This is a genomic window from Leptospiraceae bacterium (genome assembly GCA_016708435.1).
Lineage (GTDB): Bacteria > Spirochaetota > Leptospiria > Leptospirales > Leptospiraceae > UBA2033.
In genome coordinates this window covers 435,260-448,157 of sequence record JADJFV010000034.1, presented here as the reverse complement: position 1 = coordinate 448,157, position 12,898 = coordinate 435,260, and the positions used below count along the sequence as shown (strand labels likewise).

The following is a 12,898-nucleotide window of genomic DNA, read 5'->3' as shown; positions in this document are numbered from 1 at the left end:
AAGACTAAGCCTTATTCATACATCCATTAAATCACTGACAGATATATCCATTCTCTTTGACAGTCGAAATAATGTTCTTAGATTTGGATTAGATCTACCGGTTTCGATATTCTGCATAGTCCGATGAGGAACCCCATCGTCACCGTCATCCATATCTTCCTGAGTCAACCCTCTGGCGACTCTCTCTTTCTTTATTTTCTTACCTAATTTGTTTCTAAATGTTTCAAAGTCCACGTAGGAATCGTAATATACTTTTTTTAAAAAATCCACACAAAATATAGTGGTGATGCGTTTTTTTTTAAAGTGTAATTTATTTTTGAGAGATTTGTATAAATGATTTTGATAACTAAGCTTTTCTCTGTCGGCTAAACGTTAGTAATCTCTAAAGAATTTTTTTTTGAAAATAGAAATATTCTAATTGTAAATGATTATTTTCTAGTAGCGAAGCAGAAAATTTTAATTGAAGCTAAGCCCCCCCCCCCCCTCCCGCCCCCCCCCCCCCCCCCCCGGGGGGGACCCCGGCGCCGTTTTGCAAATAAATACCGGCTAAACCAGCCAAGGTAGACCTAACTATCATAGACTAACTCTAGTTTGCCGCTCTTAATCTTGGAGAAAAAATAAAAGACTCAAATATCACGCAGAATTCTCAATAGTTTAATTGCTTTCTGATAGGGATTATCCGTTGTTAAAATATCCTGCTTCTTCTTGAAATCACAATTCAAAACCGATGTAATAAATTCAACGGGAAAAGGATGAGTCGATAATCGATCGATTTCATTTATATATGCGTCTTCAACATTGAGTTTTCGAAGGTAATCTTTAGTTAGCTGAATGAGTTCGTTCGTAAGTTCTTTGAATTCTTCTGTTTGAATATGAGAATAGTCATTTTCAACTTTTTCAACTTCTGCTATAATGAAAGGTTCGATAGATTTAAAATTCAAAAGAGTTGCGATTCCCATACCTTCAAGTAAGATGTTCGCACGACCATCTGCTAAAGGTTCATGACGAACGATTTTTCCCCAACCAAAAGTATTTTCGATGCGAGAATTTGCTTTCAAGGATGTTATTGCCATTTCATAATCCGATTCGATGCAGTAATCAAGCATTAGCCGGTATCTTGATTCAAAAATGTGGAGAGGTAAAAAAGCACCGGGAAACAAAATTATATTTGGAAGTGGGAAAATGGCAATCGTTGCTCGCACAATTTCAAAATTAAACAAAGGCATGCAATACTGTCAATTCTAATGCCAAAGCAAGGAAAAGAAAAATCAAAGGAACCATCAATTAATTATGGGAAATTTGTATTTACAATAGGATAAGAAATTGAATTTTAGAAATACGCGTTGAAAAAGAGGGAATGAAATGGTAAAAAGAGTCTCTAAAAAAAAAGAAACAGTAATTGCGCCAAAGAAAGAAGCAGAAAGTTTATACAAGAAAGAAGTTAATCGCGTTTTCGGATTACAAAGAGAAAATCGCTGGAATATAGCTAACACAAATGCAAATCAGAGGATTGAGAAGCTAAAGAAATTCAAGTCTCAAGTTGAGAAGTATGCGCAAGAATTGAGAGATGCATTATATAAAGACTTTCGAAAAAGTCCACAGGAAGTTGATTTAACAGAAATCATGCCCGTGATTTCTGAAATTAAAGATGCGATTGCTCATCTAAAGTCCTGGATGAGACCTTTGAAAGTAGGAACTCCTCTTTCTTTATTTCCTAGTTCAAGCCAAATTATCTATGAGCCGAAAGGAATTGTTCTCATTATTGGTCCGTGGAATTATCCGTTCAACTTAATTGGAAGTCCACTTGTTGCGGCAATTGCTGCCGGGAATTGCATAATGATAAAACCGTCGAATAACACGAAGCATACCGCAGCAGTTACAAAGAAAATATTAAATGAAATCTTTGATGAGAATGAAGTCTATGTCGCGAGTGCAGATAGAGAGACCGCATCTGCCCTTTTAGAAAAACCATACGATCACATTTTCTTTACAGGAAGCACTTCTGTAGGTACCATGATTATGGAATTGGCAGCGAAGAATCTTACTTCAGTCACTTTGGAGCTTGGCGGCAAATCACCAGTAATCATTGACGAGTCTGCTGATTTGGATGATTCAGTTGGGAAAGTAGTTTGGGGGAAAGTTCTAAATGGAGGACAAACCTGCGTTGGCGTTGACTACGTTCTAGTTCACGAATCAAAGTATGCTAAGTTCATAGATTCCGCAAAAGAGCAGATAAAAAAATTCTATGGGCAAACAGCAGAAGATTGGCATAAGAGCCCCGATTTTTGCCGGATAGTAAATGATTCAAACTTTGAACGACTTAAAGAAACTATCAATTCTAGTATCAAGCAAGGCGCCAAATTGGAATTAGGCGGAGACTGCAAAGCAGAAGAACGTTATATATCACCAACCATTCTTTCCAATGTGACACTTGATTCTTCAGTTATGCAAGAAGAAATTTTCGGACCAATTCTTCCTGTCCTATCTTTTAAAACTTTAGAGGAAGCAATTGCAATTGTTCAGAGTAAAAACAAGCCTTTATCTCTTTACATATTCAGCGAAGATAGCAAAGCCATTGATAAAATTCTAAAGAATACATCCTCCGGTGGAGTTGTAATTAATGGAGTGATTGCTCATCTGGGTAATCCTGAGTTGCCGTTCGGTGGAGTCAATCATAGTGGAATTGGAAATTACCACGGTCATTTTGGATTCAAAACATTTTCTCATGAAAGAGCAGTTTTAAAAGTTTCAAAACTTACTTTGTTAAAAATGCTTTTTCCACCTTATACAAAAACAACGAAGTCATTTGTGGATTTCATGACAAATTATTTATAAAAAGCAAGGCTAGCAAATATGGAATTAGAACAACTGAAATTTTTAACACCCGAAGCAGTAAGACACATTGCAAATGAATTTGGAAGTCCAGTCTTTGTATATTCACAAGCTGAAATTGAAAAGCGTTGCGATATAGCTCTCGCGTTTCCAAATGAATATGGGTTAACTGCGCGTTATGCGATGAAAGCAAATCCTAACGCAACAATTCTTAAGATCATGAGAAGAAAAGGAATTCATATTGATGCAAGCTCTATCTATGAAGTAGAGAGAGCACTCGCGATTGGATTTAAACCAGAAGAAATTATGCTTACCTCCCAAGAACTATCCCCAAATCTAAAAGCAGTTGTGGAAAAGGGAATTTTTTACAATGCCTGTTCCTTGCATCAACTTGAGGCTTACGGTAAGTTATTCGCAGGCAAAGAGGTTTCAATTCGAATCAATCCTGGACTTGGAAGTGGCTCGACTCAAAAAACCGATGTAGGCGGAGCAACTTCTTCTTTCGGAATTTGGTTTGAATACATGGAGGAAGTAAAAAAAATCCGTGAGAAATACAATTTAAAAATTACAAAGGTTCATACACATATTGGTTCAGGAAGTGACCCAGAAGTTTGGAGAGCAGTGTCACATTATACACTAGAGTATGCAGAAATGTTTCCGGAGTGTATGACTGTTAATCTCGGCGGTGGATTTAAAGTAGGAAGAATGCTCGATGAAAAAACTACTGACCTGCAAAAAATCGGGCAGCCAGTAAAAGAATTATTTATCGAGTTTTACAAAAAACACGGACGCAAACTAAAATTAGAAATCGAACCTGGAACCCATATGATGGCACTCTGTGGCTCTATCATCAGTCGAGTTGTGGATAAAGTAAACACAGGCTCGAAAGGATTTGAATTTATAAAACTAGATACAGGCATGGATTCAAACACCCGCCCTTCTCTCTACGGTTCCCGTCATCCACTTATAACTGTTACGGCTAATGGTGATACTCCTACCTCAGTAAAAGATTATGTAGTTGTCGGTCATTGCTGTGAGAGTGGTGATATTTTTACACAAAAAGAAGGCGGTGCACCGGAAAATCGCACAATGCACGAAGCAAATATCGGCGACTTTATCGTAATGGAAGGAACCGGTGCCTATTGCGCTGGAATGTCTACTAAGAATTACAATTCTTATCCAGAAACTGCAGAAGTGTTAATTCAAACAAACGGCAAATCTGTGTTAATCCGCAAACGCCAGGAGCTAACACAGATTATGCAAAATGAGATTCAAGTAGAAGTTTAAACCGCTTTCTTTAAAAGCTCTTTCGCATGATCAAGCGCACCTTTTGTTATATGCTCGCCTGCAATCATCTTGGCGAGTTCGTTTGCTCTTTCTGATTTGGAAATTTTTCGAGCCGTTGTAAACGTTCTACCATTTGCAATTTCCTTCTCTACTTTGATATGACAATCACTTGCAGCGGCAATTTGTTGTAAGTGTGTGATAAGTAAGACTTGGTTTTTTGTAGAGATGGATTTGAGTTTATCCGCTACACGGTAGGCAACTTCTCCTCCAATCCCCGCATCAATTTCATCGAATACTAAAAGTCTAGACTCAGCAGAATTTCCAAGAATTGCTTTTAGAGCAAGCATGACGCGAGACATTTCTCCACCAGAAATTATTTTACGAAGTGGTCTTGGCTTCTCGCCTTGATTGGCCGAAAAGTAAAAATCAATTTGATCGAGTCCATTTTCTCCGATCATGTATTTGCGACCTGACTCTGTAATCTCTCCATCAATCGCTTGTTCCCAGCGCATAACAATCTGTAGCTTCGCATCCTTCATTCCCAAAAGTTGAAATTCTTTTTGGAGATCGGATTCTAATTTCAAAATCGACTCTCTTCTCAGATGAGACAATTTAACTGCAAGAGAAGTTAAATTGTCCCGAACAGAATTTAATTCACCCTGCAAAGACTGAACTTCCTCCGAGCTAATTTCTAATGTCTCTAATTCTAATTCTGCCTTCTGTAGAAATTTCATAATTTCGGAAATATCTTTTCCATATTTTCGTTTAAGTTTATTTATTTCATCGAGACGCTTTTGAACTACGCTGAGCCTATCGCTAGAAAAAAAGATTTCATCTTTCTCATCAATGACAGTGTGTGAAATGTCTTTTAGTCTATCGTAGATTTCATAGAGTTCGCTGCGGCTAATAGCAAAGTCTTTATTGAAACTTTCAATTTTATCAGCAGAAATTAAAATGCGTGAGAACGATTTCAGGATATTATCCTCTCCTTCGCTGAGTAGCTCGGCAACTAGATTGTAATTTTCCATTGCCTTTTCTCCGTGAATGAGTAAATGCTCGTCTTTTAAAAGTTCGTCTTCTTCATTCTCTTCGAGTCTGGCAGCTTTGATTTCTAGGATTTGATATTTCAAAAGATCAACGCGACGGTTTTTCTCTTCACTGGATTTATCAATTTCAGAAATGCGATTTTTTAAAGTCTGGTATGTTTTAAAACGCTCCGAGACTTCTTTTTTAAGAGAGGTTAATCCTGAGTATGTGTCAAGGTATTCCATTTGCATAGATTTTTCTAGTAAAAATAATTGGTCATTTTGGCGATGGACTTCTGCGAGTAAAACTCCAAACTCGCGTAAAAATTGTGCAGGTGCAAGCGAGGCTCCAATTTGGATACGAGATTTTCCGTCTGTGAAAAGTTCTTTTTTGAGGTAGACTTCATTTCCATCGGACTCAATTCCTTTTTCGTTAAGCCAATCGCTCGCTTTGGGATTCTTAGAAATATCGAAGATGGCTTCTAGTTGGTATTTCTTCGAGCCAGAGCGGATATTCATTGTATTACACTTGCTACCCATTAGGCTTGAGATGGCATCTAGTATGAGGGACTTTCCAACACCGGTCTCACCTGTGATGGAAGCCATTCCCGATTCGAGTTCGATCTCGAGTGACTCGATCAGCGCGAAATCTTTGATTTTGATAAGCTTTAACATAATGTCTCCTTAAGGTTGCCCTGACATAGAGATTGAAAAGATTTGCCACCGAAACAAGGAATCACAGAGAGAATGAGTTCTCTGAATTCTATGCTACCAGTTTCTTACTTTTACACAATCCCTATGGTGCAGGGCTCAAAGTCTTTTTCCTGCTTTGCAGGTCTACACCAACATACATGTAGTATAATATACTATACGGAAAAAGGTAAACAAGAAATAAGTAAATTATTCGTAATCCCCGAAATTTTTTGTCTGGAATCTCAAATGCAAAAAGGAATGTATATAGGTATTCGAGGAAGTATGTTTAGTTTTAAAGGGAAAGCCCTTATAGTAGGGACTTGATTAATCAAGTCCTTACTATAAGGGCTCTTAGTATTTCGTTGTATTCAATAAAAAAGTAGGTATATAGAAAATCAGGATAGTTAATAAATTCACTGCAAAGTAATCTTGCGGATTTTATTACAACCACCATCACCAATATAGATAGTTCCTTTATTATCGACAGCAATGCCCGTCGGACGAGAAAAGCTAGCTGTCGTTCCAATCCCATCGACACAGCCTTTGGAACCAGAACCGGCAATCATGCTAATAACACCAGCTGATGAAATTTTACGAATAACAAGAGTTGGGAATTCTGCTAGATAAATGCTTCCACTAGAATCTATCGCAATCCCAAGCGGGTATAAATAGTTATCCGCACTACCTGCAAAAGTCGTTACGACTCCATTAGAATTGATTTTGCGGACTTTGTGATTTCCATAGTCGCCCACATAAATGATTCCATTGGAATCCATAGCAATACATTGCGGACTATTCAAAGTAGCCGCTATCCCGGTTCCATCAGTAGCACCACTAGCTCCTGAACCTGCTAATGTAGTCACAACTCCTGACACTTCTATCTTACGAATTTTGTTATTATAAGTATCTGCCACATAAACTGCTCCGCTGTCATCCACGATTACGCCTAAAGGACGAAAAAAAATGGCTACACCGCCTGCTCCGTCTGCAAATCCTTCAACTCCTGAGCCCGCGAAAGTAGATACAACTCCCTCGAATGTGATCTTTCTAATTTTACTATTAAATGTATCGGCTACATATACATTTCCGCTTTTATCAACAACAACGCCTCCGGGCGAATTAAAACTAGCAGTGTTACCTGCCCCATCAATTGAGCCCTTTGAACCGGAGCCTGCAAGCGTTGTCACGATTCCATCAAAGGTAATCTTGCGAATCTTATGATTATAATAAGTATCAGCTAAGTAAAGATTGCCATTACTATCTAATGCTATTCCGGCAGGATAATTAAAAGTAGCCGCTATCCCTGTTCCATCAACTGACCCACTCTCTCCAGACCCAGCAAAAGTCGTCACAACATAAGATTGCACTTTAGTAGAATTCACAATCGCTACAAGTCCGAGCAGGTTACTCGTATTATCCGGTTTGCTCTTTTCGCATGATATGCAAAGAATCAACAGAATAAAAATTACTTTTAGGGAATAGAATTTTTTAAAAGAGGAAGGATAATTAGATTTAATGCTTAGCCGTAGATTGTTCATTCATTTAAAATGAAAAACTACCCAAGTAAGTCAATAAATAATCAGATTAATTTTAGTTAATATACACAAGCTAAATTGATTTTCGGGATTATTCATCCTGTAAATCTTGTTAATCCTGTCTAAAAGAATTCTTTATCGAAAACCAAATTAGCGTGTGTATGCAAAATTTCAAAACCCTCTGTGTCTCGGTGACTCTGTGGCAAACCACACTCAATAGTTACTAATTTTCCCAATTCCCTCGCCAATTTAACCTTTATGTTTCAGCTTGTTTGACTCGATGGTAAATGTATGAATGTTTTATTATTGCGAAAAATATTACGAAACTGCCTGTATTTATTCTTAATTTTCATGGTGAATGTTGGGGTGAGTGCATGGGAAAGCGAGTTTTACGAAAAGCCACAATATGTGACTTATAAATTTCCAGATGATAGACTTCCGCGCCATCCGTTCACTCGGTTTCCACAAAGTGGAATTATGATCAGCTCTCACTGTGTTTTTAAATCAGGAAAAGCAAGAAAAGGAAGAGAGTGCAGTGCCTGGAAACCATACGAATATGTAAATAGCGGACAACTCGTCGCAATGATTCGAGAGAAAGGATTTTTTAGTGACGGAGATTCGCCTTATCAAATCGCCCTACTCGTTTGCAAAGAATCCGGTGGCACAGTCGAGACAGAGGCTAATGAGTATAACCCCAATGGACGTGAAATGCCACTAGAAGACTTTTGCTCTTACAAAGACGGGAGCATGACTTCTTTTAACTTCATCTTACTTTACATCTCGCGCAAAAGTCCGAATATCCGCACCGAGATGGAAAAAATCAAGAAAGACAGACAGAAAATGTTAAAGGATAATCCTGGTAAGCCTTAATTATAAGATTGCCACCGAGTCACGGAGACTCAGAGGGAATTTATATCTTCAGATTTTCTTTTTCAAGTCTTTCCAATATTTTAAGTGCACCTTTATTTTCTGGCTCAATGTGTAGGATTTTCTGAACTAATTTTTCCGAGCGCTTATAGTTTTTTGTATACGCATACATATCCGCTAGGTGAGTTAGATTTCGAACGTTAAATGGTTCACGCAATTTAATTCTCTCCGCCAATTCAATTGCTTCTTTAAATTCATGATTCATTTTTAGACAGAAAGATGCTTTGAATAATAAGTTGGAGTCTAATTCATTTTTTCTAAGAATTCTTTGCAGATATTAGAAGCCTCTTTATATGCACGACCTTTCATATAAGCTTTGATCAAGTATTGAGCGACTTCCGTTCGATTTTTATTTTCTTCGTATGCTTCTTTTAGCAGTTGAATTGCGTCTTTAAAGTTATGTTTTCCAACTAGGGATCGCGCCAAACGAAGAGTAGCTTCTACTTTTTCCGTTTCTTCTTCGCTCATTTCTACGCTATCGTTCGGATAGCTAATAGATAATAGAGAAAAATCATCCATGAGTTCGAACTTATCAGTAATTAGTGTAAAGATAGTATTCAAATCTCCCTTTGCTTCTTCCACTCGCTTTAAGAAAAGACCTTCATCTTCATTGATAATGCGAGTATCCCTCTTTTCATCCTTTGAAAGAATGAGATCGTCTTTCCCATCAGAGCCAATTATTAAAAAATCTCCAGGCATCATTTGAAACGTAGAAATAAAGAGTTCGTTTTCGAGCCCACTGGTTCCGAGTTTACGAAATTTCATATCATGCTCAATAAAATCAGCTACACCGTCACGATATAAAATAACCCATGGATGTTCGGCGTTCATGAAATACACAAGCCCCGATCTTTCGTCAACAAGACCGAACACAAGAGAAATAAGCATAGATCCGTCAAAGCTTTCGAATATTTTATGCATTTCTTTAAAGGCAGATTTAATCCAGAACTCAGGCGGCACCTCGGAATGCGCGGAATAAGAAACTGTTCGCTGAATAATAGATTGAAACACTGCGCCTAATACCAATACTCCGCCTGCTCCTTGCATAGATTTTCCCATAGCATCTGCATTTAAGAAAGTAATATAATCTCTCCCTTTTAGTTTAATCTGGTGGGTAATGCATATATCCCCCCCTATGTCATGAGAAACTGATTTGAATTTGAATTCTTTTTTTTGCTTCACGAAGAAATCTACTTTAATTTTAGAGCCTAATACCTTATTAACCCCAAGCGGGCGAAGAAGCAATGTTGTTAAGAAGTAATCTCCATCTTGTTGCGTTTTCAATTTCTCTACTTGGTTTAAAGTTACTTGCAATTCTTTCGTTCTAGCTTCAACTTTTTCTTCCAAATGCTCTGCGTAATCTTCCAATTTATCCTTTGAATCTTTGATGGATTTAACCATGCTATTAAAAGAATTGGAAAGAAATCCAATTTCATCTTGCACCTTTATAGGAATGGTAATATCTAAATTTCCTTTTTTTACTTTGCCAAGTCCTTCAAGAAGCGCATTCAGTGGATTGATTAAGGTTCCTGATAAAAAGATTGGAGTTCCAATGACGACTAGAATGAGTGCGAAGAATAAAATATAAACGAGCTTTAGACCAATGGCATGAATAAACTTTCGGTAGTCAGTATAAGAGTAGCCAAGTTCATATATTTTATTCTTTTCAGTATCGATATAATGAAAAATTACGAAATGACTTTTTTGATCCAAGCTTTTACGATAGCGTCTAACGGATACGTCTTGCATTGGAATTACAAAGTTTAAAATCTCTGCTTTGAGTTCGTGTCCATCTTTGCTTGAGGTATCTATGTGTTTTTGTATCGCTTCTTTGAAGGGAAGAAATTCTTCTTTTTCTTTAATTAGAAATTCTTGCAGGCTTTTCTTAAAATTATCCTCTGACATTTGCTGAATTTTATTGTATCGATAAAATAAGAATCGATCCTTTGATTGAATTAATTCAGGAACATTGGCAGAAGAGACTCCTGTGGTCGGTTCGAATTTTTCTAAATACGATTGAATTAACAACGAGTAACCAGAAGCATATTCGCTATCCTGAATATGAAGATTTTGTAAAATCTGTCTCAATTCCATCAAAGAAGCATCTTTCGTTTTTGAAAAGGAATTATAAATATAGGAATTGATTAATTCATATTTGAATTCCTTGGGTAATTCTACATTATCCACATTGTGCGTGAATTGAAAGGTGTCTTTTTCAGGATCGTATTCAATTATATATTTCAAATCTTCAGGTTTATGATTTGCTTCCATAGCAAACACAGACTGTCCACGATGCAGCAAATCGTAAGTATTCTCCATTTCACTCATGCCTATGAAACTGAATACATTATAAACAAACACGAAGCTAACAAAGCTTACCCCTACAATCTTAAACATAAAAGTAGTTTTGTCACTGGTATTATTAATATAGGATACAATTACCATGAATAGACCAATTATCGTAAATAGACAGAAGAGACTAATATAAACAGTCCTCGATACCAATCCTGTTTTATTTAACACGTTCACAAGACCTGGAATAAAGAGAGTGCAAAAAATTCCAATGTTTATAAAGATTAAAGCGAGTCTTTCTTTTTTGGGTGTAATAAAAGTTTTCCAAATACCAACACCTGTGATTAAAAAAATATTCAATAATACTACCAGACCATATATTTTAAGAGCGAAAGGCGAATCTATTTCAAAATAATGTCCCGCGAAATCATAAACAACACCAACTCCTATTGATTTAACAATGAGGAAAATATCTAGTATTAAAAAGATAAAACTCTGCACATACAAAAATGATTTAGCAAGTCGGGGATGAGTGTTCGAAGGAAAATGAAAAAATAATTGAATTGTAAATAAATGATTGAGGGTAATAGCTATTAACAAGTAGACTCGAATCCACTTAGATGGGAAATACAATCCCTGGACTAATGTGTATCCCAAAGTCAGCATTGCTCCGGTGAAATAAATGATAATTAAATATTTTGTGGGAGTTGATTTGGAAGGCAATAATGTTAAGAAGACTGCGATGAGTGCTGTCATGAAAAGACCAGTCAACACTCCAATAGTATAATAGTTTAAATAAAAATTTTGTATAAGATCCAAAACCAACCTCCCCGTTAGCTTATACCATTTCTCAAAAAGCATTGCGTCTTACTATTGCAAATATGGCGAAATGGTCTATTCTGATTCACTTTTCCGTAAAATCTTGCGCAACGGTTAAATAGAATCAGTATATAGCAAGAAGCAAGTCTCAGTATATTTTTTATTCTGTAAAGCTAAATACTATTTGCCGTGTTAAAATTTATTGTAAAAAGAATTTCTTTTAAGGTTTGCTTTTTGGTTCGGCTAAAGGAAACTGAGTAAAGATAAAATAAACTTAGGTTTAACAGGGATATGCCGTAAGAGACAAGCTATGAACCAAAAAAAAAATAAAAGTATTTTATTAATTCTACTCGCATTCTATTTTCTACAATCCTGCTCACAGAAAAATCAACATGGCTTTTCGAAAGGGCTAACCCCGATTAAACTCACAGGCAACCAAGAAAGCTCTAAGGATTGCGGAGCATGTCACGAAGGAATCTATGAGGAGTGGAGTAATACTAGACATCGCGTTGCATTCACTAATAATTTATACAAGGAAAGTCACGAGAGAGAACCGCTTATTTGGTGCGTTAATTGTCATGCCCCCATTATGAAAGCAGATGGAGATCCTGAAAAAATACAGGATCGACTCTTTGTAGAGGAAGGCGTTTCTTGTATTGTCTGCCACAAGCGAGGAGATAAAATTTTAACAGCGCGTATTCCCGCAAAACCAAAGGAGCATGAATATATCGAAGTAAAAGAGATGCGCCGCTCAGAATTTTGCGAGAACTGTCACCAATTTAACTTTCCGGTTGGGACAGGAAACGTTCCACACAATGACTTTAATTTTTCAAATCAGCCTATGCAGAATACGTTTAGTGAATGGCAAATGAGCTATTTCTATGGAAAGGAAACCTGTCAGGATTGCCATATGGAAAAAAAACTAAACTACAAGACTCATAATTTTCCAGGAGGGCATAATCGTGATTATCTGACAAAAACTTTCTCTCTTAGTCTAGAAAAAGTTTCTGATGCCGACGCAAAATTAATCGTAACCGCAAAACGTTTAGGTCATGCCTTCCCCACCGGCGATTTATTTCGCACTCTAGTCATTCGTCTCTTAGATAAGAAAGGAGTGGAAATAAAAAAAATCAATCTTCGTTACGTATACACTGAAATTGAATCAAATCGAAATAGCCAAACTCATTCTGCTAAAAAATTACTAGAGCGTAATATCATTACTCCGCCTGTATCAAAAGAAGATGCCTATTATGTTAAAAATATTCCTCTTCCACAGACTGATTTGTCTCGAATAGACTCTTATGAACTTTCTATGAACTATGTCAATGAATCAAATAATCTTTTCTCAACTGTAGAGGATAATACGAGTAAGCTTGTATTTAAGCGAGAGAAAATTAATAATTTACCAAAGATGAACACGAATAGCAAGTTGTGAAAACGCCAGAACTATCGTATTCTTTATCGGTGTTTTCGGTGTTCATCGGTGGT

Annotated in this window: 11 protein-coding genes; 5 read left to right on the top strand and 6 right to left on the bottom strand. The window is 36.8% G+C overall.

Annotation, left to right across the window (positions count from 1 at the left end):
* Window positions 1-15: 15 nt before the first annotated feature.
* Both IPH52_24830 and IPH52_24825 read right to left on the bottom strand, forming a co-directional pair.
* Complete coding sequence (locus IPH52_24830; protein ID MBK7058213.1) at window positions 16-234, bottom strand: helix-turn-helix transcriptional regulator; 219 nt, start codon at window positions 232-234, stop codon at window positions 16-18.
* 392 nt (window positions 235-626) lie between these two features.
* Window positions 627-1,226, bottom strand: coding sequence for an LON peptidase substrate-binding domain-containing protein (locus IPH52_24825; protein MBK7058212.1), 600 nt, complete (start codon window positions 1,224-1,226; stop codon window positions 627-629).
* Window positions 1,227-1,362: 136 nt separating this feature from the next.
* Here IPH52_24825 and IPH52_24820 point away from each other — a divergent pair, with 136 nt between their 5' ends.
* Both IPH52_24820 and IPH52_24815 read left to right on the top strand, forming a co-directional pair.
* On the top strand, window positions 1,363-2,835 hold the full coding sequence (locus tag IPH52_24820; GenBank protein MBK7058211.1) for an aldehyde dehydrogenase family protein: 1,473 nt from the start codon (window positions 1,363-1,365) through the stop codon (window positions 2,833-2,835).
* Window positions 2,836-2,853: 18 nt separating this feature from the next.
* On the top strand, window positions 2,854-4,119 hold the full coding sequence (locus IPH52_24815; protein ID MBK7058210.1) for a diaminopimelate decarboxylase: 1,266 nt from the start codon (window positions 2,854-2,856) through the stop codon (window positions 4,117-4,119).
* Here the strand turns inward: IPH52_24815 and recN are convergent.
* Window positions 4,116-5,819 carry a DNA repair protein RecN gene (recN, locus tag IPH52_24810; GenBank protein ID MBK7058209.1) on the bottom strand — a complete coding sequence of 568 codons (1,704 nt, stop codon included), beginning with the start codon at window positions 5,817-5,819 and terminating at the stop codon, window positions 4,116-4,118. The genes IPH52_24815 and recN overlap by 4 nt on opposite strands.
* 42 nt (window positions 5,820-5,861) lie before the next feature.
* Between recN and IPH52_24805 the strand changes: the two genes are divergently transcribed.
* Complete coding sequence (locus IPH52_24805; protein MBK7058208.1) at window positions 5,862-6,161, top strand: hypothetical protein; 300 nt, start codon at window positions 5,862-5,864, stop codon at window positions 6,159-6,161.
* A gap of 89 nt (window positions 6,162-6,250) precedes the next feature.
* Here the strand turns inward: IPH52_24805 and IPH52_24800 are convergent, their stop codons facing one another.
* A complete protein-coding gene (locus IPH52_24800) occupies window positions 6,251-7,375 on the bottom strand; it encodes a hypothetical protein (protein MBK7058207.1) in 1,125 nt (374 codons plus the stop codon).
* A 288-nt stretch (window positions 7,376-7,663) separates the two neighbouring features.
* Between IPH52_24800 and IPH52_24795 the strand changes: the two genes are divergently transcribed.
* The gene (locus tag IPH52_24795) at window positions 7,664-8,242 is read left to right on the top strand and encodes a hypothetical protein (protein MBK7058206.1); all 579 of its coding nucleotides are present in this window, start codon (window positions 7,664-7,666) and stop codon (window positions 8,240-8,242) included.
* Between the two features lie 40 nt (window positions 8,243-8,282).
* On the opposite strand, the gene IPH52_24790 is transcribed toward IPH52_24795, so the two are convergent.
* Window positions 8,283-8,504 (bottom strand): hypothetical protein, encoded by a 222-nt coding sequence (locus IPH52_24790; GenBank protein ID MBK7058205.1) that lies wholly within the window; start codon window positions 8,502-8,504, stop codon window positions 8,283-8,285.
* 38 nt (window positions 8,505-8,542) lie between these two features.
* Window positions 8,543-11,410, bottom strand: a complete 2,868-nt coding sequence (locus IPH52_24785) for a SpoIIE family protein phosphatase (protein ID MBK7058204.1) — start codon at window positions 11,408-11,410, stop codon at window positions 8,543-8,545.
* A 310-nt stretch (window positions 11,411-11,720) separates the two neighbouring features.
* On the opposite strand from IPH52_24785, the gene IPH52_24780 reads away from it, so the two are divergent.
* Window positions 11,721-12,845, top strand: coding sequence for a cytochrome c554 and C-prime (locus IPH52_24780; protein ID MBK7058203.1), 1,125 nt, complete (start codon window positions 11,721-11,723; stop codon window positions 12,843-12,845).
* The last annotated feature ends 53 nt before the right edge of the window (window positions 12,846-12,898 follow it).

What these genes read in the sequence shown, in the direction of transcription:
- IPH52_24825 (MBK7058212.1), bottom strand. Translation starts at nt 1,226, where the DNA reads ATGCCTTTGTTTAATTTTGAAATTGTGCGAGCAACGATTGCCATTTTC.
- IPH52_24820 (MBK7058211.1), top strand. Translation starts at nt 1,363, where the DNA reads ATGGTAAAAAGAGTCTCTAAAAAAAAAGAAACAGTAATTGCGCCAAAG.
- IPH52_24815 (MBK7058210.1), top strand. Translation starts at nt 2,854, where the DNA reads ATGGAATTAGAACAACTGAAATTTTTAACACCCGAAGCAGTAAGACAC.
- recN (MBK7058209.1), bottom strand. Translation starts at nt 5,819, where the DNA reads ATGTTAAAGCTTATCAAAATCAAAGATTTCGCGCTGATCGAGTCACTC.
- IPH52_24800 (MBK7058207.1), bottom strand. Translation starts at nt 7,375, where the DNA reads ATGAACAATCTACGGCTAAGCATTAAATCTAATTATCCTTCCTCTTTT.
- IPH52_24795 (MBK7058206.1), top strand. Translation starts at nt 7,664, where the DNA reads ATGAATGTTTTATTATTGCGAAAAATATTACGAAACTGCCTGTATTTA.
- IPH52_24790 (MBK7058205.1), bottom strand. Translation starts at nt 8,504, where the DNA reads ATGAATCATGAATTTAAAGAAGCAATTGAATTGGCGGAGAGAATTAAA.
- IPH52_24780 (MBK7058203.1), top strand. Translation starts at nt 11,721, where the DNA reads ATGAACCAAAAAAAAAATAAAAGTATTTTATTAATTCTACTCGCATTC.